This window comes from Amycolatopsis sp. NPDC051371, assembly GCF_040682155.1.
Taxonomy (GTDB): Bacteria; Actinomycetota; Actinomycetes; order Mycobacteriales; family Pseudonocardiaceae; genus Amycolatopsis.
Window position 1 is genome coordinate 19,276 of record NZ_JBFBAG010000026.1, and the last position, 23,239, is coordinate 42,514.

The window sequence follows — 23,239 nt, forward strand, 5'->3', positions numbered from 1 at the left end:
CGTCACTTCTTGAGGCTCTGGTTCAGAAAGGCGATCAGCGGGTCCGCGACCGTGGGGGTGGTCCACAGCGCGGCAGCCTTGGCGTCGCCGGTGAAGGCCAGGTCGCCGTGGCCGCCGCCGTCGACGACGTACCGGGTGCTGGTGACGCCGGCGGCGCGCAGAGCGTTGTGCAGCTCGAGGGTCTGGCTCGGCGAGATGAGGGTGTCGGCGTTGCCGTGGAAGAGCACGAACGGCGGGGCGCCGGCTTTGATGTGGGTGACGGGGTCGGCCGCGGCGACCGCGCTGTGGCTGCGGTGAACACGCAGGTCGCGTAGGTGCCGAGGTAGGTGGCGGGCGAGGAACCGGCGGGTTCGGACCGGGTCGGCCAGCACGAGCCCGGGGAAGTCCGGGTTCGCGGTGAGGATGTCGAGACGTCGTCGCGCTTCCTCTGCGGCCGGGCCGGCCAGGTCGTGGCGGTAGCTCGTGGCGATGTCGGTCAGGTGCTCGCCGCGCAGCAGGGCCTGTTCGCTTTCGACCTCGGCGCGGAATCCGGAGCGCGACGTGCTGGCGTAGCCCTCGAACATCTGAATGCCGTGGTGTTTGTACTGGATGGCACCGGCGATCGAGCCGCCGGGGCGACGCGCGATAAAGCACGCAAGCGGCGGAACTGGCTGCTACGCAGGCGGAAGACGCCGCCGTCGGTGTCGGTGATGACGTCGGCGCGTCCGGCGCGGGCGCAGTAGGCGTTGACCCATATGACGAATTCGTTGAGCTGCCGGTTGATCGATGGTGTATCGACGACGTCGGCCGCGCGGCCTTGGGTGCGGCTGTGCGGGCGAAGAGCAGGTCTTCACCTGATGGCTGAAGTTCCTCGAGGACCGCTACCGCACGCGCGGCGGGTGCTCCGATGATCCAGGTTTCGGGTGTGCCGGCGGGATCGCGTTGTCCTTTGAAGACTCTGCTCGTCAGCCGCCATCGGTAGGCGGCGCCGGTGCTGTCGTGCAGCGTCGTGACGCCGCCGCGGCGGATGTGCTTGATTACTGGTGGAGAGCACTTATTCCGACCGTGCCCTATTCCCCGCCGGAGACGAGGACCTGGCGGGCGCTGTCAACACGGTCGTGGATGGCCGGCGGTCTCTGGACCGACCAGCTCGTGCATCGTCTTGCGCCGTCGGCGCCGACCCGGCTCGAACGTCCGCTACTGCCGATGGGTGGACGTTGTGGTTCGGTTCGTCAGCTGATGGGTTCGGCGCTTCCCCTGAACGTCGCGCGGTAGTCCCGCGGCCGGCGCCCGGCCAGGCGGGTGAAGATGGCGCTGAACGTCCCGGGGTCGCGATAGCCGACATCGGCGGCGATGCCGGCGACTGTCCGCTCGGTGGTCTCGAGCAGGTGTTTCGCCCTGCGCACCCGTTCCGCCTGCAGGTATCCGAGCGGGGTCTGGCCGGTCTCGTCGCGAAACCGCCGCAGGAGGGTTCGTGTGCTGACGTGGAACGTCGCGGAGAGCAGCCCGAGGTCGTAGCGCTCGCGCATGTTCTGGCCCAGCCAGCGTTTGACGCCTTGCGAGAATTGGCTGCCCGTGGCCGGCAACAACTCCGCGTCGACGTACGGAGCCTGGCTCGACCGCGCGTCGTCGACGAGCGCGACACGCGCGGTGGCGCGGGCGACGCGGCTGCCGTTGTGCTCGCGGATGAGGCCGAGGGCGAAGTCGTACATCGCGCTGAACGCGCCTGTCGTGGTCACCCCGCTGTCGGTGACCACGAGTTTCTCCGGTCTGACGTCGGTGCCAGGGCAACGGTCTGCCAGTCGGTCGGCGAACAGCCACGAGGTTGTCGACTCTCGCCCGTCGAGCAGGCCGGCGTCGGCCAGCAGGAACGCGCCGACACAGATCGAAACCAGCGCGACTCCCGATTGCGAGCTGGATCTGATGGTTTCGATTTCCGGCTTGAGCGACGTGAGTGTCGCGTCCAGGTCGAGTCCGGGGCACAGCTCGAACCCGGGTACGACGAGGACATCGACCTGCCGCACCGGCACGACCGTGATCGCCGCGCCGCCGGAGGCGACCACGCGCCGCCGCGGCGACAGGATCGACACATCGTACAGCGGATCTCTGGTCGCGGGATCCCTGGTCGCGTTGGCTGCGGCGATGTGCGAGGCCATCGTGAGGAGGTCGGGAACCCCGAAGACCTCCGACGCGAAGCATCCTGGATAGGCGAGCACACCGACACGAAGCGGAGCCACCATGGTTGCGAGATTACCTGGACATCTGGCGATCCCGCCACTGGCCGGAGCAGGCACTCCCGCTCGACGATGCCGCTATGGCGATCACTGAACCGCAAGCGGACGACGCTCTCGCGGACTTCTCGACGCGGCTTATCGACACCGGGGGTGTCAGCAAGACCGTCTACGTCGGTGGGTCCGGGCCGGCTGTCGTGCTGATGCCGGAGATGCCCGGTATCAGCCCGGACGTTGTTCGCTTGTCGCGCTGGATTCGAGACGCGGGATTCACGGTCTACCTTCCGTCGCTGTTCGGTGTCGATGGCGTCTTCCCCACCACCGCCGACGGGGAGAAGGTCGTCCGCCGTGCCTGCGTCAGCGCCGAGTTCCGCGCGTTCGCCGGTGGCGGCACAAGCCCGATCACGGCCTGGCTTCGAGGGTTGGCCAGGACGGCGCTGGCCGAGTGCGGCGGGCCTGGCGTGGGAGCGATCGGGCTGTGTTTCACCGGCAACTTCGCGCTCACCATGACACTCGAACCGGCCGTCATCGCGCCTGTGGTCAACCATCCCTCGCTGCCGCTGGACGACCCCGCCGGACTGGAGATCAGCGACGAGGACGCCGCGATGGTGCGCGAGCGCATCGAGCGTGATGGGCTGAAGGTGCTCGCCTACCGTTTCGACAACGACCGGTGGTGCACCGGCCAACGGTTCGCCGCCTACCAGGCGCTCCTGGGCGGCGCGTTCGACGGACGCGTCATCCCGGGCGAGACGGCCAACCCCGAGCCACCCCCATTCTTCCGTGATGTCGTCGGCTGTCCCCACAGCGTCGTCACAGCCCACCTCGTCGACCAGCGGGGGCACCCCACACTGCGCGCCAGGGACGAGATCCTGGCCTTCCTTGCCGAACGGCTCGGCCACGACGATCCGAGGGGACATGAAACGCATTGACACACTCTCGTAGCCGAAGGGAGTGCGGGGACCGATTCCGCGAGGATGTGGCGAACATGGCTCACCGGATACGGCGGTGCCTCAGGGCCAGGCTCAGCAGGTGCCGTTCTGCACCGGATAGTGGATGGCGACCGCACCACCGGTGGCGTAGTTGGCGACATCGGCAGCCAGCTGCTGGCCCTGCGGAGACGCCCTCGCCGCGGTCATTGCCGCAGCGTCGGCGAACTCGGCCTCGAAGACCGCGAAGTATGGCGTCGGTCCCTGCGTCGCTGCCACCTCGAAGCTGTAGCGGTACGCGAGCAGGCCGGGCATGCGCGTGACCAGCGGCAGGTGGTTGCTCACGTAGTAGTCGCGGAAGTGGTCGGGATCGGCGGGCTCGGGATACAGGACCATCAGCTTGTGCATAACAACCTCCGTTCAGCCCCGCGTTCTCCAGGCAGCCGAGCAGGTCCGCGGACGGGAGAGTGTGAAATTCGACGAACACCCAGCTCCCGGCGTACAGAGCGACACGTTGGGCCACCCGGCCAGGGGCAGGTCGGCCGGCTGACGAAGATGTGCAGTCCGATGTCGCAGCACAGCACCGGATGCCGATCATCCCTTCGGCGGTTATCTCCTCCACCGCGACCGGCTCGACCTGCTCGGCGGCGTGACGGCTCAAAACTGTCAATGCCGTCCCCCATGGCGAAGAGTAGACAACATCCGACCGAGCGGATGCCAGCGGATATCGATCCCGGTGCGCCGAATGCTCGGGGCCTGCAAAGACGCTCGGCGCCTGTCTGCCGCGATCATCATGCCGCGCGGTGCTACGCGGCCGGTAGAAACGGACGAGTGTCGAAAAGAGCGGTGAGGGCAGGCCCCAGTGCCGTTGCACGGTTTGGTGGACGCCCAGGTCGCCGGTCGGCAGGAAACGTCAGCCTGGCGCGAGCGGGTGCATGGTTCGCCGGTCTGGTCCCCGGGGCACCGTCCTGCATGGGTCAGCCAGTGAACCGGAGGGTGATCACGAGTCCGATCAGTGCGACCACGCCGGCCAGCAGCATCGCGGTCTTGGGGTTGGCGAAGTTGAGCGTCCACCCGAGACCGAACCGGCGCGGGACCCACAGCGCGTGGTCGTCGCGGTTGATGTAGAACAGGCCGCCCCGCCAGTACTTGTCGTCGTCGCGGTGGGTCAAGCCGGTCTCCGGCTCGCCCTCGTCCCGCGCGCGGGAGTTCCTGGCCAGGACCACGATGACCACCACGACGCCGGCCAAGATCGGGAGCACGACCACCAGCGGCGCCCACGCCGTGACCGTCCCGGTCCACATCAGCAGCGACGACCCCAGCATCCCCAAGTCGATCAGCGCGACCAGCCCGAGCAACGCCTTGGCCGTCAACGACATGTACCGGCGGTGCCATCGCGCCGAACTCATCGGGCGGGCCGGGTCGAGGTCGAACCGGCCGCCCCGGACGATGGCCGTCGCAATGCCCGCGAGCAGCGCGGTCACGCCGATCTGCACGAACACCAGGGAGAACGCAGTTCCCACCGACTTGGCGGCCTCCCGGTTGGGCACGCCGTTCGCGCCGTAGTGCACGACGAGCGTCTCGGGCATCGACGCGTAGCTCAGCACCCCGATCACCGCCGTGGCGAGGGTGACGACCACTGCCGGTGCCAGCCAGAGCCACGGGAACCGCGGCGGGTTTGTGCGCAGCCCGGTGTCCACCGCGACGCCCTGGTGCACGCCGTCGTACCAGACTCCGGCGGCTTTGGCGGCCCGGATCTCGTGGTTGGCCAGAAAGAAGCAGCCGTACCAGACGCCGACGATCGCCATCACCGTCAACGGCAGCAATAGGGTTTCCCCGGTCACGCCGTAGAGGACGACGCCGAGTGCGGCGGTGACGATCCCGCTGGCGAGTACCCGCCACCGGTAGACGCGGGTCTGCCGCAGCACCGCCGGCTCGTCGGCCCGCCGGGCCGGTATCCGGACCCCGAAGGGCACGGTCGGGCTGGTGATCGCGGGCAGCACCAGTGCGAGCAGGAGCACCAATGCGGACAATCCGGCGCTCAAGATGATGGCGACAGTCATGGTGTGTCCTCCGGCAGTGCGGAACCGAACGAATCGAGCACGGACCGGCAGGTCGCGAGGACCTCGTCGGCCGGCATCCCCTTGGCGACGGCCTCGGCCAGGAGAGTCCGTGCTTTCGCGGCCCACTCCGCGGGGAACTGCGGGTTGGCGACCGCCGGGGTCACCACTGCGCCGGACTTGCGGTTGAGCTGGAGCAGGCCTTGGCGGCGCAGCAGGTCGTAGGCCTTGTTCACAGTGTGGAAGTTGATCCCGAAATCCGCGGCGAGCACCCTGGTCGACGGCAATGAGCTGCCCTCGGGCAGCACACCGTCGGCGATCGCCTCCACGATCTGGTCCCGCAACTGCTGGTAGATCGGTGTCTCACCGTCCAGGTCGAGATTGAGGATCACCTGACCACCTCCCGCCTCTGTTCTATGAATTATAGAACAGACCGACACCGACGTCGAGAGAAACTCGCTGGCCTGCGCCGGCTTGTCCGTCCTCACCGAGGTAGACCAGTGCAACGACGAGAACACGGCCGTGCGGGGCGGCCCTAGAGATATGGCGCAACGGCCGATCAGCGCGGAAGGCCCGGAGCACGTGCTTACGGTGTTCGGCTCGTTCGACGACGCCTCGTGACCGGGAATCGTGACAGCTGACCGCAATGGCCGACGACACAGCAGTGCTGAGCGTCGGAAGCTCACGACTTCATGAGGGTATCGAGCCGATCTGATTGCGCCGGGTTGGCCGGCGCTGCTCGCGGCGTGTCGATCGGGTTCCCTGGGCGCTACCGCAGTTGGTCGGGGCGACGTGTCAGGTGCTCGCCTCGACGGTGTTGCCCGCCAGCTCAATGGCTTTTGTCGGTCGCCGCGCGACTTTGTCGACTGCGTACCAGTCGGCGCAGCAGGTCGGCGCGGGTGGCGTAGCAGGCTCGGCACATGGCCGGACGCGCCGCAAGTGATCGGGTGGCATCAGATACTGGGCAGCCAGGCTAGAACGTCCTCGAGTTGGTCCGTGATTCGTGCGCCGAGAGCGGTGGCGCGCTGCTGCCGCGCCTCGGTGGCTGTGCGGGTGAAGAAGATCACCGGGCCGTCATAGAGCCGACGTGCGCGAAAGGCCTCAAGATCGGTGAAGCCGGCCTCGTCGTCGCCGTTGCGGTGGATATCCGACACCAGCACTGTCGGCCGGAACAGCTCGAACCGGAGTCTGGCGTTCTCGCCGTCGTTGGCGATCGCAACCCGCGCGCCGCGCGCCCGGGCCTCCTGCGCGAGGTAGAAACTGTCGTTCGCCTCGTCATCGACCCACAGGATGCGCGTGCCCGCGAGCTCGGCGGATCGATTCTGCGCCAGTCCGATCGGAGCGGACGCGAGCGGACGCAGGTGCAGCACCGCTCGTACCAGGGAGGTGTTCACGGGTCCAACCAAGCCCGCCAGGAGAGAGGTGAACTCGGTGTCGTCGCCGAGCCGGACGAACTCGGGCGGCAGCCGCTGTTCCAGACGGTGCAATGCTGCGTCGAGGGCAGGACCAGTGCTGTGTGGCTCCGGCGGCGCGATGTGCTTTCGGACGAAGAATTCGCGGGTTCGTGCTGCCACATCGGGCTCGGTGAGGTCGCCGATCCCGACGGCCAGGCGGAATTCACGGTAGGCGAGGAAGTCCCCGATGGGGTCAGCGTCGAGTGAGTCGACGAACAAACTGTAGAACACCGGGTAGAACTGTTGAAGCAGGATGATCTTGAGCAGGTTCTGAGCGCCCGCCTCGTCCCAGTCGGGCCGCAGCCGGTACTCGAGCACAAAGCTGTTGATGAGGCGTTTGATCGCGCGCGGGTTGCCGCCTGTGTGCTCGACGAGCAGTGATCGCATGTCCACGTCGAACAGGTCCGCAGTGCCGGACCGAGCCGCGTAGCCCCCGATGAGCCGCAGCGCACGCCGCTCGGACGGAGGTGCGACCCGGTAGTTGATCTGGATGATCTTGTCGAGGTAGCCGATTTCCCCGCCTTCGCGGTCACCGCCGGGGCGATCTCGCACGGCGCGTAGTACGACCGCCCCGTCGCATGCCAGCACGAATACGACGCCCGGCACGTCGAGATACAGCTTCATCGCCTCGCAGACCTCGACGATCTGCGCGCTGGAACAGCGGTCCAGGTCGTCGACGAACACGGCGAGCAGTCTCGTCTCGTCGGGTCGTGAGCGGGCCAGCCAGTTCTCCGCCATCCCGCGCACCACGTCACGGATTTGGTTGCGGGATTTGGCGTCTGCTGCGAGTCGTCGCCACAGCTCATCCACGACCCGGCCGAGTCCGACGACGCTGACCGCCAGAAGCACTGCGGCCCTGAGCACGCCGAGAAGCTGTTCCTGGCCTGCCAGTTTCCGTACCGCGCGCCGGAGCACGTTGCGGTCGAAGCTGAGCAGGACCGACTTGATCAGGCCCTCCAATGCGCCGACTCGCTCCGCGGTCCATGCGTTGAACCACACCGTCCGCACGCCGGGGGTGTCGGAGAGCGCCCGGTCGACGGCGTGCAGCAGGCTACTTTTTCCGGTGCCCCACGCCGCGTCGATCGCGAGTGTGAACGGTGCCGCGTCCCGCGAATCCACGAGGAGCTGGGCCAGGCGGCGCCCGGTCCTTACCGCGCCGAGCAGGTCATCGTCATCGGAGACCCCGACGGGCGCGTCATTGAGCACCGTGAAGGTCCGGCGTGGCGGCGAACCGTGGACGGTGAATCCGTCCTCATCGAAGCCGCCGTCAGCACCTTCAGCGGCCGTCTGCTGGCCATCGGAAGGGATAACCATGCCATTTCCTTACCGGCCCAGTCTCTTGCAACGCAAGCTCAACCGCCATTCTGGCCGAGATCGACGGGTTCCGCGCCGAAATAGACTTTACTTTCGAAGCCGCGACGAGCAGGCCGGCTTCGCGAGTGTTGGACATTTCGGTGACAAGGACGTCATATCCGGCACTTCGGGCAGGTCGCAGCGAGTGGGTTCTCGTGCTGGAAGCGGCCGACCCTGGCGGGACCGTGCCCTCCGGCGATTCGATTCCGACCAGGATCGGCCACCGCACGAAGTCGTCTCCGGATTTGCCGAGCGGCAGCCGGTCCGTCCACGGGACCCCACAGACGGCAGCCGTGCCGAAGAAACATCCGGATCATCCGCCGCATCATGCGCCGACGTGAGGGACCTCGCGTGCCGCGGACATCCGGGTATTTCTCCGGTGCTGGCCAGCCGGTCAACCGGCGGCAAGCTTCCCGCCCTCCTGGGCCAGGCGTTGCAGCGCGGGCCAGATCTTGCGGGCCTCGTCGAGGATGATGAGGAGCTTTCCTGCCTCGTCGGCCAGGTCGCCGATCACCTCCACCAGGTCATCGACCAGCTTCGTGCCCTTCCCGATCTGCCGCGCGATGTAGCCGATCGACTCTTCGGCGATCGCCGCCCAGCCGATCGGCCCGCATCCCGCCTCGATGACGTCTTCGATGATCTCCGCGACGGTGTTGGCGATCAGGTCCCGTACCGCGTCGTGCACGGCCTGTACCAGCTCCGAAGCGATGCTGACGAGCGCGTTCATCGCGTCCGCGACGAGCGAGCAGGTGGCCAACCCCTCGTGCAGGCTCCCAGCTGCGGACCGGTACGCGTCGGCGGCACCGCCTCGCCAGCCGGCGAGGTCGGCGCCGACCTCGTTCGCAGTCCCGGCGGTGCCTGCCGCGGGATGGTCAGTGGAGGCGGGTGGTGGCCACGATGGTGGGGGGCGATGTCGGGCAGGGCGAGGACGCGGTGGACGTGTCCGGTATCGACTGCGGCGCTGGGCATGCCGAAGTGGGTGGAGGTGGTTTCGTCTTGGGCGAAGACGGTGTCACCGCAATGGCTGATGGCGCGGATCCCGGCTCGGGCGTCAGTTCCGTCGCCGGTCAGCACGACGGGAATGCTTGCGGGCGGCATCAATTCAGCTGCGGAGGTGTGCCGGGTCGCCGGTGTGTCTGCGCAGATCGCATCGGATGTTCGAGACGTGGCCCGGCCGGCGTGGCTATGTGATGGCGTGGCGACTACAACGGCTGAGCAGGCTCATGGCACCGTCATGCACGTTCGGCCGTGATGAATTCTCCGCTGGAGGAGTCGGGTACTGCTCGGTGGTACGAGGCTGCGAGTATGGCCCGGTCGTGGGTGTCGACGCGCCAGCCGTGGCGGGTCAGCCATTCGGGAGTGTCTGGGCCGAGTCCGCCTTTCCAGAGTGCGGTGTACTGGTCCATCGACGGCGTCGTGCGCGCGTGCGCCAGTAGCGAATTGTCCGCGATGTCGCCGCGTTCGAAGGCGAGATGGCTTCCGGGCGCGGACAGGTCGCCGACCTCGTCGAGCAGGGCGGTGGCGTCCTCGGCGGAGAGGTACAGCAGTAGACCTTCGGCCAGCCATATTGTTGGTGTGGTGGCGCGGAAACCGGCTTGGGTCAGTGTTGTGGCCCAGTTCGCGCGCAGGTCGGCGGGCACGATCGTGCGTGTGCACTGCGGTCGGGCGCCCTGCTCGTTGAGCACGCGTTCTTTGAAGGTCAGCACGTCCGGAAGGTCGAGTTCGAAGACCTGGACGCCTGGGGGCCAGGGCAGTCGGAACGCGCGAGTGTCGAGGCCTGCGGCCAGCAGCACTACTTGCGCGCACCCGGCGGCGGTCGCGGTGAGGAGGTAGTCGTCGAAAAACCGGGTGCGCAGGACCCCGTGGAAGGCGAACGCCGCCCCCAACGCGGCCATCGGCCTGCGGTCGTTCGCGGTGGCGTGTTCTGCGGCGAAGGCGCCGGGGGCCGCGTCGAGGAATGCCTGGGCGTAGGGGTCGTCGAACAGGCTGTTCGGGCGTTGGCTTTCTTGGGCCCGCACGGCCGCGACGCCCAGCGCGGTTTTGCCCACGCCGCTCGGTGTGCTCGGCGATGCTGAGGTCATGTCGTCTGCCCTTCTCTGACCCGGCGCTGGATGTATCGGCAACGATACATCTCCAACGATACTTCGGTAGCGATGTAGTGTGTTCGGTATGGACGGCAGGCAACTACACCGGCTGGGCAGGCGTTTGATCGAGCTGTCTCGTCAGGCCACCGCCGAGCCCGGTGACCTGACTCTGACGCCGGGAGAAGCAGCCGTTCTGGAAGACGTGATCATGCATCCGGACAGCTCAGTCAGCGACATTGCGCGGCGCACGGATTTCGCGCAAAGCCACGTGTCGGTCTCCGTGGCCAGGTTGACCGAACGGGCGCTGGTCACGACCGCGTCCGACCCGGCCGACGGGCGGCGCACTCGGGTGCGGATCGGCGAAGATGCTCTCGCCGCGATCACCCGCCGGGCCGGTCGGTCTGTCGATGATGTCCTCGGCCAGGCCGTCGACCGGGCCCGGGCCGACGAGGTGTCCACCCTGCTCGGCAGGCTCGCTGAGCTTCTGCTGTAGACGGACGTAGGCGATGTGGTGAGCAGGGCGTCGGGTCGCGCCAGCGCGGCGATGGCGAGTTCGAAGTTGTTGCCCGCGGCGGTGAACGCGAGCGTCGTGGTGCGTTCGTAGGACAGGTCCACGGCTTTGCCGAACGCGTAGGAACCGGCCACATCAGTCTGAATTAGACCAACAGCGGCAGCGCGAGCAGCTTGGCTCCCGTGATCCAGCCCACGACGACGTTGACCTTCGCCGACGCTCCGCCGCGCGGCGACCGTCTCGCGCGCCGGATCGCCCAGACTGGACCTGTGAGCGATCCCGAGCCTGCCCCTGCCCCCTAGTGCGGCCGGGTCATGGGTCGGCGAGGCCGCCCGCGAGCCTGAGCGCTCGGGTCGCCGCCGGGATCACCATCATCGGGCTCGTCCTCGCGTTGGGGTCGGCCTCGATGCCGTCGCCGTTCAACGATACGAAACCCAGCTACGCGGAACGAGCCTGGAAGCGCCCGCCACGGTCACGGAGACATCGCCATCCGCGGCGGCTACGACGTGAAGGTCGGTTCGTCGCAGCCACCGGCCGTGAGGTCGCCGCACTCCTTGACGATTCCCCGGGGCCGGGACTGCGCGCCGGGGGCCAGCTCCGCATCCGCTACGACCCCGGACGGCCGGACCGCATCGGCGAAGATTGTGCCCACGTGGTGCCCGCTGCCGTGACATCGCTGGCAAGGCTGTGGGCAGGAGGCCTGTGATCATGGTGGGCTGCGCGGGGCTGGTCGTGCTGTCCCTGCCCGCGGTCCTGCTGATCCGGGCGGGGGTGCCACGCCGACCTTCTTCGGCCTGCTGGTGATGGGGTGACACCGGTGCTGTTCTCGGCCGTGCTCCCGTCGACGCTGCCGGAGTTGTTCCCCATGCACGTCCGGGCCGGGTCTGTCGATCGCCTTCAACCTGTCGGTTTCGCTGTTCGGCGGCACCACGGCGACGGTCATGAGCGCGCTGGTGGCGGGCACGGGCGACTTGAACTGGCCGGCCTGCTAGCTGTTGATCATCGGCGCCGTTTGCACGTTCTTCGTGCGGGAGTCGGCGAAACGGCCACTGCCGGAGACATAGGTGCCTGCTGACGGCCAATTCGCCGGCCGGTGCGGCGGCTTGTTCATTCTATTCGGTGCTGTGTTCGAGGCGTACGCCGGCCGCGCGCAGGTCGGCGAGAGCCGCGTCGTCGCCGTCGGGGTGGGCGTGCACGAACGCGGTGGCGTCGAGGTCGATCGCGGTGGCATAGCCGAGGCGGCGGGCGTCGCGGGCGGTGGCCGCGACGCACACGTCCGCCGCCAGCCCGACGACGAGGACACGGTCGGTTGCGGCCTCGCGCAGCAGTCCGGCCAGGGCGCTGAGCCCGCCACCACCAGGCGTGCCCCCGGCCGCGGTGGAAGCCAGGGCGAACCCGGTGAACCCCGCGGCGGAACCCGAGCCCTTGTCGACGATGATGCCGCGGACGTCCAGGCCGGGATGCAGGGCCGTGTCGTGGTCGGCCGCAGGACCGCGGCGTCCGGTGGGGTCGACATCGCGGGTGTAGAACGTCGGCCATCCTCGCGCGCTGGCCGCGGCGACCCGCCGATTCACCACGGCCACCGCCCGCTCGGCGCCGTCGACCGCGGCGCCGCCGTCGGGCGCGACGAAGGCATTCTGCATGTCGACCACGACCAGCGCGGTGGTCATGGGCTTTCCCGGACCGGTCGCAGCGCCTCGCTCCAGGACACCACGTCGTCGAGCAGCGCGTGCACTGCGTCGCTCTGGTGCTGCCGTGGTGCGAAGGAGTTCATATTCTCGAAGCCGTCGAAAAGCGACAAGAGACCTGCGAACGCACGTCGGCGATCCGGAGCTCACCCACCGCCAGCCGCAATTGCTCCACCGCCCGGGTGCCACCGGCCGAACCGTAGCCGACGAACCCGCCCGCCTTGTCGTTCCCCTCGGCGAACAGGTAGTCCAGGCCGTTCTTCAACGCGGCGGGCGGGCCGTGGTTGTACTCCGGTGTGACGAACACGAACCGTCGAAACCGGCGATCGTGTCCGCCCACTTGCGGGTGTGCTCGCCGCGGTAGTCGCCCAGCGACGGTGGCACCGGTTCGTCGAGCAGCGGCAGGTCGTGGTCGGCCAGGTCGACGAGTTCGACGGTGGCGTGAGTGTGGTCCTCGGCGAGCTGGTGCACCCAGGTCGCCACGGTCGAGGCCTTCCGGCCCGGGCGGGTGCTGCCGACGATGATTCCGATCCGGGTCACGGTGTACTCCAATCCGCTAGTGTGTGCTCTAGCCGATCAAGATGCCCGGGCGAGCGTGACGGCAAACCCCGGTCCGCGACGACGAGGTTGGTCGAACCGATCTCAAAAACTATCGCCGCCGCGAGTGGGCGCCTTTGAGGAAGAGCGAGCCAGCCAGCGCGAGCCGCGTGGGAACACGACGACGCGGCGGCGTCGAGACGCCACAGCCAGGTGCGCGGTCGGTCGTCACCGAGCAGCCGCACCACGGCCGACTTGCGGACCACGGCCTGCACGACCGCGGACAACGCGAATCCGAGGATCAGCGCCCACAGGATCTCCCACAGCATCGAGCCGGCCATCGCCAGTGTCCGGCCGATCGCGGCTCACATCTTCGCCCACCTCCGCGCGATCCGGCGTCTCCGTGGTTTCGGTCCTCACCAACGGGTACCCAGCCTGGATGGAGATGCACCGACCTGGCCCTTGGCGGTGGATCCGCTACGTCTACGGCGCTCGGCTGCCGAAGCGCTATCGCGAGTGGGTCCTCCACGACGCGACAGCCCGCACCTGGCTTCTGCGCTTCGCCATCCGGGTGTGCTTCGAGGCGCTGCCTTGGCTGGCCGCCGCGTTCATCCTGCTGGTAACAGTGACGCCGCTGCCGGTCCCCGCGGTCCTGGTTGCGCTCTTCCTGAGCCTGTTCCTGAGTCTCTTCTTCACCATGACCAGCGCCGACGAGCTCGCCGAGGTCCGCCTCATGAAACACGGGTTCCCTCGCGGCACCGGCAAACAAGTCCGCGCCAAGCACGGCCGCGCGGCCACTTGGCCCTGATCCGGAAACGCCGCCACGGCACCACCGGAGGACGGTGGCCACGCAGCTGCGGCCCGGACGGATGACGCCAGCGTGAGCGATCGGCGCCGGTCGGAACCGGTGCGGCGGGGTATCCGGCCGTCGAACGCGGGACAACCTGAGGAGGCCCTGGATGACCGCCGCAGGAACCCGTCACCTCGGTGGCGTCGCGAGCAGCGTTTTCGACACCAGGAGGCCGTTTCCGGATTGTGAGCGGGCCCTCGCGCTGGTGTGCCGCATTGCGGCCGGCGTCGGCATCTCGCGGCGTCACGTGGTGCGGGTTTGCCGGCAGTTGCGCCGGGAAGGCCTGCTGCCGGCCGGTGACTTCAGCCGTGCCGTGCGCCATGACTTGGTGAGCGCCTTGCGGACCGTGTTGAGCGCGCGGGTCGACGGCGCACGGCTCCGGCTTGCGCTGGCGGACGCTGTCCTGCTCGACGAATACGAGGCGCAGCCGGAAGTCCAGCGGCGGATCGTGCATGCGGTGCACGGCCACCACCTGTCGCTTCAGGAGGCCGCGGACCTGCTTGGGTTGCCCCTCGGGCCGGACACTGCTGCGGGCGACAGATCCAGCAGAGCCTCGCGCCGGCTCGCTCGACGCTTGACGGCTCGAGGCCGACGAGCGTTCCGCCTGAACCCCAGCTCCACGCCGGGCGTCCTCTTTGGGGCGTATGGGCGTCCTCACGCGGCCAAGCCGCGACGGTGCGATTCCGCTCACGAGAGTGTGATCACCGCGTCACTGTCATGTTCCTGGCAACAGTTCGACTGGGCAAGAGATCGTGTGATCGCCGTAGCCGATAGCGCCAGGAGGAGTCACCGTGCCAGTCCCGATTTCCGAAGCCCTCAGTGTCCAGGCGGACGCCGCGCGAAGCAAGATCGCCGGACTGCGCCGACCGGGCCGTTTCCTGGTGGGTTCGGCGCTGGCGGGTGCCTACATCGGTGTCGCGGTCGTGTTGCTGCTCGCCGTGACGGGGCCGCTGAACGCGGCGCAGTCGCCGTGGACCAAGCTCGTGCAGGGGCTGGTGTTCGGGATCGCCTTGACGCTGGTGGTGTTCGCCGGTGGGGAGCTGTCGACCGGGAACATGATGACGATGGTGCAGGGGATGTTCGCGCGCCGTCGCGGGGTGGGTGCCGGGTTCGCGGTGATCGCTGGGTCGTTCGTGGGTAATCTGGCCGGCTCGGTGGTGTTCGCCTGGCTGGTGCACGAGAGCGGGATCCTGCAGGTCGGTGCGACCCCCGGGCACGCCGCGCCCGCCGCGGCGCTGCTGGCGGCGACGGTGAAGGCCAAGGTCGCGGAGCCGGCGGCGATGCTGTTCTTCCGTGGCGTGTTGTGCAACTTCCTGGTCTGTCTCGCGGTGTGGATGGCCGCGCGGACGAAATCAGACGGGGCGAAGCTGACGTTGATCTTCTGGTGCCTGCTGGCGTTCATCGGCTCCGGGTTCGAGCACGTGGTGGCCAACATGACGGTGTTTTCCCTCGGGATGTTCGAGGACGTGCCGGGCGCGACCTTCGGGGCCCTCGCGGTCAACCTGGTCCTGGCCGGGCTGGGCAACCTGGTCGGTGGTGGCGTGCTCGTCGGCGCTGGCTACGGCTTCCTCGGCCGTGGCGACTGCGCCCCGGCGGCCGAATCCCGCCCGGTCGGCGAGGCCCTCGAACCCGTCTCCGCGTAGGCGGTCGCCTTCATCGCGCCGTGTTCGGCTGAGGGGGCGCACCGGTCGTGATCGTACGGGTGAGCTGATCGGTGCGCCGGAGCCGGCCGTCGGGGAGGAGTTCGCCGAACAGGTGGACTTCGGTGACGACGGTCCGGTCGCGGCGCATGCGGGCGTGGATGGTGAGCCGTGCGGCGAGTTTCGTGCCGTCGATGACCGCCTCGTGCACGTCGAACCGGTAATCCTCGAGGTTCTTGCGTAGCGGCCGCACGTGCGCGATGAGCTTGGCGCGGTCCAGGACGATGCCGTCGCTGTTCTGCACGATGTCGGGGGAGTAGTACCGGTCGACTACGTCGGCGGGGTCGTTCGTTTCGTCCAGTGCTTCGCGCGTGAAGCCGGTGAAGAAGTCCCGGACGAACACCGCGGGGTCAACTGAGCTGTACGAGCGTAAATCTGACATGACTGTAAGATATAGCTCTCCGCTAACCTTGACAAGGATGTCTGAGTTAACCGAAGAGCCGCGCGCTCGCCGCGCTGATGCCGTGCGTAGCCGGATCGCGGTCCTCGAAGCTGCGGCCCGGCTGCTGGGTGAGCGGCCCGACGCGGGCATGGAAGTGATTGCGCAGGCTGCCGGGGTGACCCGTCAAACGGTCTACGCACATTTCTCCTCGCGGGACGACCTGCTGACGGCCGTGGTGGATCATGCGACCGTCGAGGTTGTCGCCGCGTTGGACGCGGCCGGCCTGGACGAGGGGTCGGCGGCGGACGCGTTGCTGCGGATCATCGGGATCAGCTGGCAGATCTTGGACCGGTATCCGGTGCTTCTGCGGCCTGAAGTGGCCGATGTACCCGGGGATGCCGAGCGGCACCATCCGGTGGTCCTGCGCCTGACCCGGATCATCGAGCGCGGACAGCGGTCCGGGGAATTCGACAGAACCCTGTCGGCGGGCTGGCTCGCCGCTGCGGTCATCGCACTCGGTCACGCCGCCGGCGGCGAACTCGCGGCCGAACGGCTCTCGGCCGCCGAAGCCCAGGAGGCTTTGCGAATCAGCTTGCTGCGTCTCGCCGGCGCGGAATGACTTCAGGCGAACTCACCGGGCGAGCCGATTGCCGGGCCGCCGCTTGCGGAGGTGTTCGCGTTTCGGGATCGTCGGCCGCTACCGGTAGAGCAGGCGGTGGGCCTGGTCGATGGCCTTGTGGTAGAGCCCGCCGCCCAAGCCGTTGCGGGCCAGGGCTGCGCGTGCGGCGTTGGCGCCAGGGCCGCCGTGGACGGCTCCGCCGGGGTGGGCGGACGCACCGGCCAGGTAGAGGCGGTCGACGGGTGTGTCGGCCCGGCCGAGGCTCGGCACGGGCCGGAAGACCAGCTGCTGGTGGGCCGCGGCGCTGCCCGCGTTGATGGCGCCTTCGACGAGGTTGTGGTTGTGCTCCTCGAGGTCGTGCGGTCCGTAGATCGACCGGCCGCGGATGCGGGTGGTGAAACCCGGGGCGTGCCGTTCGATGACAGCTTCGACGCGGTCAGTGAAGTGCCGCAGCTTGTCACCGGACCAGTCGTGGCCGCGGGGAACGTGGGTGTAGGCCCACGCCGACTCGGTGCCCGCCGGGGAGCGGCTGGGGTCGCTCGTGGTCATCTGCCCGGCGATGAGGAACGGGCGGTCGGGCACCGTTCCGCCGCCGAGTTCCGCGCTGTAGCGGCCGAGTCCGGCGAGGTCGTGGTCGAGGTGCAGGGTTCCGGCGCCGGCGGCGTCGGGGTTGCGCCAGGGGATCGGCCCAGAGAGCGCCCAGTCGACCTTCACGGTCGCGTCGTCCCAGTGGAACCGCTGGACGTCCTGCAGGAAGCGGCGCGGGAGGTGGTCGGCACCGACCAGGTTCAGGTAGAGCGTCGGGGCGGGAACGGCGGCGAGCACAGCCCGCCGGGCTCGTACGAGACCGCCTTCGGTGTCCGCGACGCCGAGCGCGCGACCGTCGGCCACCACCACCCGCGCCACTTCCCGGCCGCAGGCGATGCGGCCGCCGCGGTCGGTGAGCCGCTGCACGAGGGCGTCGGTGATCGCACTCGCGCCGCCCTCCGGCACCGGGAAGCCGACCTCCTGGCCGACCATGCCCATCAGCCAGCCGAACACGGCGCTGCCCGCGTGGCCCGGCCCGAGGTCGGCGTGGAAGGCGTTGCCCGCGAACAGCAGTTTCGCTCCTTCGCCGGCGAAGCGTTCGTTGGTGTGCGCGCGGGCCGGCATCAGCGTCATGCGCAGGAAGCGCAGCAGCTCGGCGATCCCTTGATGCCGCAGCCATTTCGCGCCCGCCCGCACCGGGGGAAAGGGCGTGAAGAGGGCGTCGATCAGGTCGTCGCGGATGCCGCACCAGAAGTCGAACTCGGCTCGCCAGGCGTCGCCGTCGGCGGGGGAAAACGTGGCCACCGAGGTGGCCGTGCGGTCGAGGTCGCGGGACAGGACGGCACAGCGGTCGTCGGGCAGGACGTGGGCGACGACGTCGGGGGCGTGCCGCCAGCGCAGCCCGTAGCGATCGAGGCCGAGACCGGCGATGATCGGCGAAACAGCGGCCAGTGGGTAGAAGGAGCTGCAGACGTCGTTGCGGAAGCCGGCTTCGATCAGCTCGGCCGTGCGGACCGCGCCACCGGGGTGATCGGTGGCTTCCAGCACAAGGACGTCCCACCCCTGGTCGGCGAGCAGGTTGGCGGCGACGAGCCCGTTCGGGCCCGCGCCCACCACGACGGCGTCGGCGCTGTCTTCGGTCACTCGGAAGAACTACCCTCGGCGGCCGCGGTTACACGCTGCCGTTGCGGCACGACCGTGTACTTCGGGTCGTCGGCGGAGTCCAACCCGGCGTGGAAGATGCCCCAGCGGGTCGCGGCGGAGGCGGCGATCAGCGCGGCGCCGGACAGTCGCCGCACCCACCCCCGGCCGAGCACGGCCCCGGCCACCCCGGCCGCGGACAGGATCTCGGCCGCGCGCAGGTACTTGCCGCCCGCGCCGGAGTGGTAGGGCTCGGCGACCATGCCGAGCCGGTGCTCCATGCGTTTCAGCGCGCCGATTTCGAGGGCCGAGCCGAACACCGCGAGGTTGCGGGCCGGGGCACATTCGCGCTCCGGCGCTGCGAGCAGCCCCAGGCCGCCGGCCGCGCTCGCGCCGGAGCCGACGAACAGGTAGGGCAGCTCGCGGTAGCCGTCGTGCCAGGCGGGCACGGCCGTGTCGCTGACCAGGGCGGCGGTGTATGCGGCGACAGCGGGGCCGAGGGCGGCGGCACCCGCGGTGGCGGCCGCGCCGACCTTCGGCAGCTTGCCGGTGACGGCCGAGGCCGCCGCGGCGCCGGCGAGCGGGCCGTAGGCGGACAGCAGCCACGAGCCGACGCTCATCGGCGAGGTCACCTTGAACACGCGCAGCATGTTGAGGAAGCGCTCGGGACGGCCGAGGTCGTGGACCAGCGCGACGAGCGAGAGGCCGATGGCCCCGAACGCACCGGTCTTCGCCGTGACGGCCAGCGTCGTGCGCCCGGTCGCCTGAGCGCCGGCGCCGAGCAGCGACGACGCGCCGGCCAAGCCGCCGAGGAAGAGGTAGCCGGGGATGTCGGGTGAGTGCCAGACGGGCCCGTTGATGATCGGTTTACCGTAGTAGGAGCCGAACTCCGCGTCGGGCACCATCGGCTGTTCGCCGCGCTTGCGCTTGCGTTTGCGGCCGGTGGCGACGCCGGTGAGGGCTTCGCGTCCCGGGCGTACGTCCTGATCGCTCATTTCCGCCTTCCGAGTGCCGTCGCGGCGAACGCGGCCAGCGCGCCGCCGACCAGGGTGGCGGCGGCCGCGCCGACGTGCCGCCACATCGCGGGCAGGTCGCGGGTGGTGACCTTCGGGTCCGGCGGCAGGCCGTAGACCTCGGGCTCGTCCAGCAGCAGGAAGAACGCGCCGTCGCCACCGACCCCGTCGTCCGGACTCTCGCCGTAGAGGCGGCCGTCGGCGACACCGGCGTCCTGCAGCTGCTCGACGCGGTGCTGGGCGCGTTCGCGCAGTTCGTCGAGCGGGCCGAACTGGATGGAGTCGGTGGGACACGCTTTCGCACAGGCCGGCTCCTGTCCCTGGCCGAGCCGGTCGTAGCAGAGCGTGCACTTCCACGCGCGGCCGTCGCCCTCGCGCTGGTCGATGACGCCGTACGGGCAGGCGGGAATGCAGTAGCCGCAGCCGTTGCAGATGTCCTCCTGCACGACGACCGTGCCAAACTCAGTGCGGAACAGCGAACCGGTCGGGCAGACGTCGAGGCACGCGGCTTCGGTGCAATGCTTGCACACGTCCGAGGACATCAGCCAGCGGAAGTCGGTGGACGACGCGTCGGCAGCCATCGCCAGCACGTCGGTGTCGTGGTGCAGCCCGGTGTCCTGCTGCGCGATCGGCTTGCGCTGCTCGATAAACGCGACGTGCCGCCAGGTGTCGGCACCGAGCCCGACGGTGTTGTCGTAGGACATGCCGGTGAGTGCGATGCCGTCTTCCGGGACGGCGTTCCATTCTTTGCACGCGACTTCGCAGGCCTTGCAGCCGATGCACACGCTGGTATCGGTGAAGAACCCCATGCGTGGCGGGTGGTCGCGGTAGCCGGTGGCCGACGCGGGATCGGTCGTGGTCAACTCACACCTCCGTTCCGGTTTCCGGGGTGATCCCGGCCTGCTCCTGGTACTTCCGGACCAGCTCGAGGCGCTCCGGGCCGCGGGGACGGCGGCCCGGCCGGATGTCGCAGGCCGCGGCCTTGGTCTCCTGGATGTGGCTGTTCGGGTCGAGGCTGAGAGAGATGAGCTCGTTGACCGTGTCGCCGGTGGTCAGGCCGTTCTGGCCCCAGTGGTAGGGGAGGCCGACCTGGTGCAGCGTCTGGCCCTGGATCTTCAACGGCGTGAGGCGCTCGGTGACCAGCACCCGAGCCTCGATGACACCTCGCGCGGTGGCGATCGTGGCCCAGCCCATGTGCTCGAGGTGGCGCTCCCGCGCCAGCTCCGGTGAAACCTCACAGAACAGCTCGGGTTGCAGCTCGGCGAGGTAGGGCTGCCAGCGGCTCATCCCGCCTGCGGTGTGGTGCTCGGTGAGCCGGTAGGTGGTCACGACGAAGGGGAATACCTCGGAGCCCGGTTCGGTGCCGCTGGGCTGGAACCGGTTGTGCTTGTGCCGGATCATCTGCCGGACCGGGTTGCGCTGCTGCGGGTACAGCAGGTTGGGGAACGGCGAATCCTGCGGCTCGTAGTGGGTGGGCAGCGGTCCGTCGGTCAGCCCGGCCGGCACGTAGAGCCAGGCCTTGCCGTCGGCCTGCATGATGAACGCGTCGGTGCCGGTGAGCGCGTCCGGGCCGGTGGCGTCCTCGTCGGGCTGGAAGTCCGGCGCCTTCGTGGGTTTGAAGTCGGGTACGTCGTGGCCGGTCCACTTGCCCTCGTCGGCGTCCCACCAGATCAAGGCCTTCCGTTCGCTCCACGGCTTGCCGTCGGGGTCGGCGGAGGCCCGGTTGTAGAGGATCCGGCGGTTGGCCGGCCAGGCCCAGCCCCATTCAGGGGCGACCCAGTTCTGCTCGGTGGTCGGTTTGCGCCGGGAAGCCTGGTTGACGCCGTCTTGGTAGACCCCGCAGTAGATCCAGCAGCCGCAGGCGGTGGAGCCGTCGTCCTTGAGCTGTTCGTAGCTGGACAGTGGTTCGGCGTCGGCGTTCCAGCCGTTGATCTCGGCCAGCACCGCCTCGGCCTCCGGCTCGGCCAGCCGCCCCTTGGTGGGGTAGTCCCACGTCAGCTCCAGCACCGGCTGGTCGCGTTCGCGCTGTTCGTCCGAAGTGGACGCCTCCATCGTGGCTTTGAGGAGCTTCTCGCGGATCTTGCGGCCCAGGTGGAAGGTGAACCACAGGTCGCTGCGTGCGTCCCCGGCCGGTTCGACCGCCTGGTGGTGCCACTGCAGCATCCGCTGGGTGTTGGTGAAGCTGCCGTCCTTCTCGGTGTGGGCGGCGGCGGGCAGGAAGAACACCTCGGTGGCGATGTCCTCGGTGCGCAGCTCTCCGCTTTCGATTTCCGGGCTGTCCTTCCACCACGTGGCGCTTTCGATGAGCGAGAAGTCCCGCACCACGAGCCAGTCCAAATTGGCCATGCCCAGCCGCTGCATCTTCGCGTTGGCCGACCCGACCGCCGGGTTCTCCCCGAGCAGGAAGTAGCCCTTGCACGTGCCCTTCAGCTGTTCCATGACGGTTTCGTAGGTGCTGTGGCTGCCGGTGAGCCGGGGCAGGTGGTCGAAGCAGAAGTCGTTGTCCGGCCGGGCCGCCGGACCCCAGTACGCCTTGAGCAGGCTCACCAGGTACGACCTCATGTTGCCCCAATAGCCCTTCTTGGTGCCTTCGGCTTCCACGAACGTGTCCAGGTCCTCGTTCGTGTGTGCGTGCGGCATCGGGATGTAGCCGGGCAGCAGGTTGAACAACGTCGGGATGTCGGTCGACCCCTGGATCGACGCATGCCCGCGCAGCGCGAGGATCCCACCCCCGGGACGGCCGATGTTGCCCAGCAGCGTCTGCAGGATCGCCGCCGTCCGGATGTACTGGACACCCACGGTGTGCTGGGTCCAGCCGACCGCGTAGGCGAACGCGCTCGTGCGATCCCGCCCGGAGTTCTCCGCCAGCAGCTCGCACACCTGCCGGAACGTGGCCTGCGGGATGCCGCAGATCTGCTCCACCATATCCGGGGTGTAGCGGGCGAAGTGCCGCTTGAGAATTTGGAACACGCACCGCGGGTGCTGCAGGGTGAGGTCCGTCTGAGGTTCGGCGCCGACTTCCGCGCCACCGGAGCCGTGTGCCTCGCCGCGGGCCGCTTCGCTTACCGAACTGCCTTCGCCGGTGCGCTCCTTCCACTGCTGATCCCGCTGCCCCGACGCCGCCTGCATGTCGGAACCTTCGTACTGCCAGGTCTGCGTGTCGTAGCTGCGCTGCTCGGGGTTCAGGCCCGAGAAGACGCCGTCGAGGTCCTCGGTGTCGGCGAACTCTTCGGCGATGATCGTGGCCGCGTTCGAGTAGGCCAGCAGGTACTCCCGGAAGTACTTCTCCTCCTGGAGCACGTAGTTGACGATCCCGCCGAGGAACGCGATGTCCGTCCCGGCGCGCAGCGGCACGTGGATGTCGGCCAGTGCGCTCGTTCGGGTGAACCGCGGGTCGACGTGGATGACCTTCGCGCCGCGTGCCTTGGCTTCCATCACCCATTGGAACCCGACCGGGTGGCACTCGGCCATGTTCGAGCCCTCGACGACGATGCAGTCGGCGTTCGCCAGGTCCTGCTGGAACGTCGTGGCCCCGCCACGACCGAAGGAAGTCCCCAAACTGGGAACGGTGGCGGAGTGTCAAACGCGGGCCTGGTTTTCGATCTGGATCGCGCCCAGCGCTGTGAAGAGCTTCTTGATCAGGTAGTTCTCTTCGTTGTCCAGGGTGGCGCCGCCGAGGCTGGCGATGCCCATGGTGCGCCGGGTGCGCTTGCCGTCGACCTCCCACTGCCAGCCTTCGGCCCGGGCGGCGATGGTGCGCTCCGCGATCATGTCCATCGCGGTCTCGAGGTCGAGGGTCTCCCACTCGGTGCCGTAGGGCTTCCGGTAGAGGACCTGGTGTTCCCGGGCGGAGCCGGTGGTCAGCTGCAGGCTCGCCGAGCCCTTGGGGCAGAGGCGGCCGCGGCTGACGGGAGAGTCGGGGTCGCCCTCGATCTGGGTGACCTTTTCGTTCTCGACGTAGACGTTCTGCCCGCACCCGACCGCGCAGTACGGGCAGACCGATTTGACCACTTTGTCCGCACCCGTGGTGCGAGGGGTGAGTTCGAGGCTGATCCGGCTCTTGGCCGCGGCACCGCGGCCGGTGGGGTCGCCTTCGGTCAGCTGCCGGTAGACCGGCCACTCCGAGACCCAGCGCTTCAGCCCCATCGCTCACCTCCGTTGCTCTGTCCGCGCGTACCCATGTG

The 23,239-nt window shown here is 68.8% G+C and carries 21 protein-coding genes and 2 pseudogenes; 5 read left to right on the forward strand and 18 right to left on the reverse strand.

Translation table 11 applies throughout. The features are described from left to right. Positions 1-2: 2 nt before the first annotated feature. Positions 3-563, reverse strand: coding sequence for a prolyl oligopeptidase family serine peptidase (locus AB0M59_RS28905; protein ID WP_364621072.1), 561 nt, complete (start codon positions 561-563; stop codon positions 3-5). Between the two features lie 648 nt (positions 564-1,211). Then, on the reverse strand, positions 1,212-2,219 hold the full coding sequence (locus AB0M59_RS28910; RefSeq protein ID WP_364621075.1) for a helix-turn-helix domain-containing protein: 1,008 nt from the start codon (positions 2,217-2,219) through the stop codon (positions 1,212-1,214). 74 nt (positions 2,220-2,293) lie between these two features. Between AB0M59_RS28910 and AB0M59_RS28915 the strand changes: the two genes are divergently transcribed. After that, complete coding sequence (locus AB0M59_RS28915) at positions 2,294-3,139, forward strand: dienelactone hydrolase family protein (protein WP_364621077.1); 846 nt, start codon at positions 2,294-2,296, stop codon at positions 3,137-3,139. A gap of 93 nt (positions 3,140-3,232) precedes the next feature. Here the strand turns inward: AB0M59_RS28915 and AB0M59_RS28920 are convergent, their stop codons facing one another. From AB0M59_RS28920 to AB0M59_RS28950, 7 genes are all read right to left on the reverse strand, one after another. After that, positions 3,233-3,544 (reverse strand): EthD family reductase, encoded by a 312-nt coding sequence (locus AB0M59_RS28920; protein WP_364621080.1) that lies wholly within the window; start codon positions 3,542-3,544, stop codon positions 3,233-3,235. Positions 3,545-4,113: 569 nt separating this feature from the next. Continuing rightward, positions 4,114-5,199: a DUF5808 domain-containing protein gene (locus AB0M59_RS28925; RefSeq protein WP_364621083.1), complete on the reverse strand. Its 1,086-nt coding sequence runs from the start codon at positions 5,197-5,199 to the stop codon at positions 4,114-4,116. Next, complete coding sequence (locus AB0M59_RS28930) at positions 5,196-5,684, reverse strand: GntR family transcriptional regulator (RefSeq protein WP_364621086.1); 489 nt, start codon at positions 5,682-5,684, stop codon at positions 5,196-5,198. The genes AB0M59_RS28925 and AB0M59_RS28930 overlap by 4 nt, the downstream gene beginning before the upstream one ends. Positions 5,685-6,149: 465 nt before the next feature. Next, a complete protein-coding gene (locus tag AB0M59_RS28935; protein ID WP_364621089.1) occupies positions 6,150-7,964 on the reverse strand; it encodes a P-loop NTPase fold protein in 1,815 nt (604 codons plus the stop codon). Between the two features lie 433 nt (positions 7,965-8,397). Next, a complete protein-coding gene (locus tag AB0M59_RS28940) occupies positions 8,398-8,760 on the reverse strand; it encodes a hypothetical protein (protein ID WP_364621091.1) in 363 nt (120 codons plus the stop codon). Beyond that, entirely contained in the window at positions 8,727-9,149 is a 423-nt protein-coding gene (locus tag AB0M59_RS28945) for a chemotaxis protein CheB (RefSeq protein WP_364621391.1), read from the reverse strand. The genes AB0M59_RS28940 and AB0M59_RS28945 overlap by 34 nt, the downstream gene beginning before the upstream one ends. A gap of 86 nt (positions 9,150-9,235) precedes the next feature. Beyond that, positions 9,236-10,051 (reverse strand): SAM-dependent methyltransferase, encoded by an 816-nt coding sequence (locus tag AB0M59_RS28950; protein WP_364621093.1) that lies wholly within the window; start codon positions 10,049-10,051, stop codon positions 9,236-9,238. 121 nt (positions 10,052-10,172) lie between these two features. Between AB0M59_RS28950 and AB0M59_RS28955 the strand changes: the two genes are divergently transcribed. Then, positions 10,173-10,580 (forward strand): MarR family transcriptional regulator, encoded by a 408-nt coding sequence (locus tag AB0M59_RS28955; RefSeq protein ID WP_364621096.1) that lies wholly within the window; start codon positions 10,173-10,175, stop codon positions 10,578-10,580. A 47-nt stretch (positions 10,581-10,627) separates the two neighbouring features. Here the strand turns inward: AB0M59_RS28955 and AB0M59_RS28960 are convergent. From AB0M59_RS28960 to AB0M59_RS28975, 4 genes and pseudogenes are all read right to left on the reverse strand, one after another. Further along, positions 10,628-10,767: pseudogene (locus tag AB0M59_RS28960) on the reverse strand (arsenical-resistance protein); the annotation flags it as partial. 943 nt (positions 10,768-11,710) lie between these two features. Further along, positions 11,711-12,268, reverse strand: coding sequence for an isochorismatase family cysteine hydrolase (locus tag AB0M59_RS28965; RefSeq protein WP_364621099.1), 558 nt, complete (start codon positions 12,266-12,268; stop codon positions 11,711-11,713). A 100-nt stretch (positions 12,269-12,368) separates the two neighbouring features. Beyond that, positions 12,369-12,826, reverse strand: a pseudogene (locus AB0M59_RS28970) (NAD(P)H-dependent oxidoreductase). Continuing rightward, positions 12,823-13,164, reverse strand: a complete 342-nt coding sequence (locus AB0M59_RS28975; protein WP_364621102.1) for a permease — start codon at positions 13,162-13,164, stop codon at positions 12,823-12,825. The pseudogene AB0M59_RS28970 and the gene AB0M59_RS28975 overlap by 4 nt, the downstream one beginning before the upstream one ends. 104 nt (positions 13,165-13,268) lie before the next feature. Here AB0M59_RS28975 and AB0M59_RS28980 point away from each other — a divergent pair, with 104 nt between their 5' ends. Both AB0M59_RS28980 and AB0M59_RS28985 read left to right on the forward strand, forming a co-directional pair. Further along, positions 13,269-13,631, forward strand: a complete 363-nt coding sequence (locus AB0M59_RS28980; RefSeq protein WP_364621105.1) for a DUF5313 family protein — start codon at positions 13,269-13,271, stop codon at positions 13,629-13,631. Between the two features lie 833 nt (positions 13,632-14,464). Next, on the forward strand, positions 14,465-15,316 hold the full coding sequence (locus tag AB0M59_RS28985) for a formate/nitrite transporter family protein (protein ID WP_364621107.1): 852 nt from the start codon (positions 14,465-14,467) through the stop codon (positions 15,314-15,316). Positions 15,317-15,326: 10 nt separating this feature from the next. On the opposite strand, the gene AB0M59_RS28990 is transcribed toward AB0M59_RS28985, so the two are convergent. Next, complete coding sequence (locus AB0M59_RS28990; RefSeq protein WP_364621109.1) at positions 15,327-15,755, reverse strand: nuclear transport factor 2 family protein; 429 nt, start codon at positions 15,753-15,755, stop codon at positions 15,327-15,329. A gap of 37 nt (positions 15,756-15,792) precedes the next feature. On the opposite strand from AB0M59_RS28990, the gene AB0M59_RS28995 reads away from it, so the two are divergent. After that, positions 15,793-16,374, forward strand: a complete 582-nt coding sequence (locus AB0M59_RS28995) for a helix-turn-helix domain-containing protein (protein ID WP_364621112.1) — start codon at positions 15,793-15,795, stop codon at positions 16,372-16,374. Positions 16,375-16,452: 78 nt separating this feature from the next. Here AB0M59_RS28995 and AB0M59_RS29000 read toward each other — a convergent pair whose 3' ends face one another. The 4 genes from AB0M59_RS29000 to fdh are packed head-to-tail and all read right to left on the reverse strand — an operon-like array spanning position 16,453 to position 23,201. Further along, the gene (locus AB0M59_RS29000) at positions 16,453-18,045 is read right to left on the reverse strand and encodes an NAD(P)/FAD-dependent oxidoreductase (RefSeq protein WP_364621114.1); all 1,593 of its coding nucleotides are present in this window, start codon (positions 18,043-18,045) and stop codon (positions 16,453-16,455) included. Beyond that, a complete protein-coding gene (nrfD, locus tag AB0M59_RS29005) occupies positions 18,042-19,037 on the reverse strand; it encodes an NrfD/PsrC family molybdoenzyme membrane anchor subunit (RefSeq protein ID WP_364621117.1) in 996 nt (331 codons plus the stop codon). The genes AB0M59_RS29000 and nrfD overlap by 4 nt, the downstream gene beginning before the upstream one ends. Continuing rightward, positions 19,034-19,864 carry a 4Fe-4S dicluster domain-containing protein gene (locus AB0M59_RS29010; protein WP_364621393.1) on the reverse strand — a complete coding sequence of 277 codons (831 nt, stop codon included), beginning with the start codon at positions 19,862-19,864 and terminating at the stop codon, positions 19,034-19,036. Before AB0M59_RS29010 ends, nrfD begins: the two co-directional genes overlap by 4 nt. Before the next feature lie 55 nt (positions 19,865-19,919). After that, positions 19,920-23,201, reverse strand: coding sequence for a formate dehydrogenase (fdh, locus tag AB0M59_RS29015; RefSeq protein WP_364621120.1), 3,282 nt, complete (start codon positions 23,199-23,201; stop codon positions 19,920-19,922). Positions 23,202-23,239: the final 38 nt, after the last annotated feature.

Bases quoted from the DNA above. Each gene is read 5' to 3' on its own strand.
- AB0M59_RS28935 (WP_364621089.1), bottom strand. From the start codon at position 7,964: ATGGTTATCCCTTCCGATGGCCAGCAGACGGCCGCTGAAGGTGCTGAC.
- nrfD (WP_364621117.1), bottom strand. From the start codon at position 19,037: ATGAGCGATCAGGACGTACGCCCGGGACGCGAAGCCCTCACCGGCGTC.
- AB0M59_RS28905 (WP_364621072.1), bottom strand. From the start codon at position 563: ATGTTCGAGGGCTACGCCAGCACGTCGCGCTCCGGATTCCGCGCCGAG.
- AB0M59_RS28990 (WP_364621109.1), bottom strand. From the start codon at position 15,755: ATGTCAGATTTACGCTCGTACAGCTCAGTTGACCCCGCGGTGTTCGTC.
- AB0M59_RS28910 (WP_364621075.1), bottom strand. From the start codon at position 2,219: ATGGTGGCTCCGCTTCGTGTCGGTGTGCTCGCCTATCCAGGATGCTTC.
- AB0M59_RS28920 (WP_364621080.1), bottom strand. From the start codon at position 3,544: ATGCACAAGCTGATGGTCCTGTATCCCGAGCCCGCCGATCCCGACCAC.
- AB0M59_RS28955 (WP_364621096.1), top strand. From the start codon at position 10,173: ATGGACGGCAGGCAACTACACCGGCTGGGCAGGCGTTTGATCGAGCTG.
- AB0M59_RS28965 (WP_364621099.1), bottom strand. From the start codon at position 12,268: ATGACCACCGCGCTGGTCGTGGTCGACATGCAGAATGCCTTCGTCGCG.
- AB0M59_RS28915 (WP_364621077.1), top strand. From the start codon at position 2,294: ATGGCGATCACTGAACCGCAAGCGGACGACGCTCTCGCGGACTTCTCG.
- AB0M59_RS29010 (WP_364621393.1), bottom strand. From the start codon at position 19,864: ATGGGGTTCTTCACCGATACCAGCGTGTGCATCGGCTGCAAGGCCTGC.
- AB0M59_RS28975 (WP_364621102.1), bottom strand. From the start codon at position 13,164: ATGGCCGGCTCGATGCTGTGGGAGATCCTGTGGGCGCTGATCCTCGGA.
- AB0M59_RS28995 (WP_364621112.1), top strand. From the start codon at position 15,793: ATGTCTGAGTTAACCGAAGAGCCGCGCGCTCGCCGCGCTGATGCCGTG.
- AB0M59_RS28925 (WP_364621083.1), bottom strand. From the start codon at position 5,199: ATGACTGTCGCCATCATCTTGAGCGCCGGATTGTCCGCATTGGTGCTC.
- AB0M59_RS28980 (WP_364621105.1), top strand. From the start codon at position 13,269: ATGCACCGACCTGGCCCTTGGCGGTGGATCCGCTACGTCTACGGCGCT.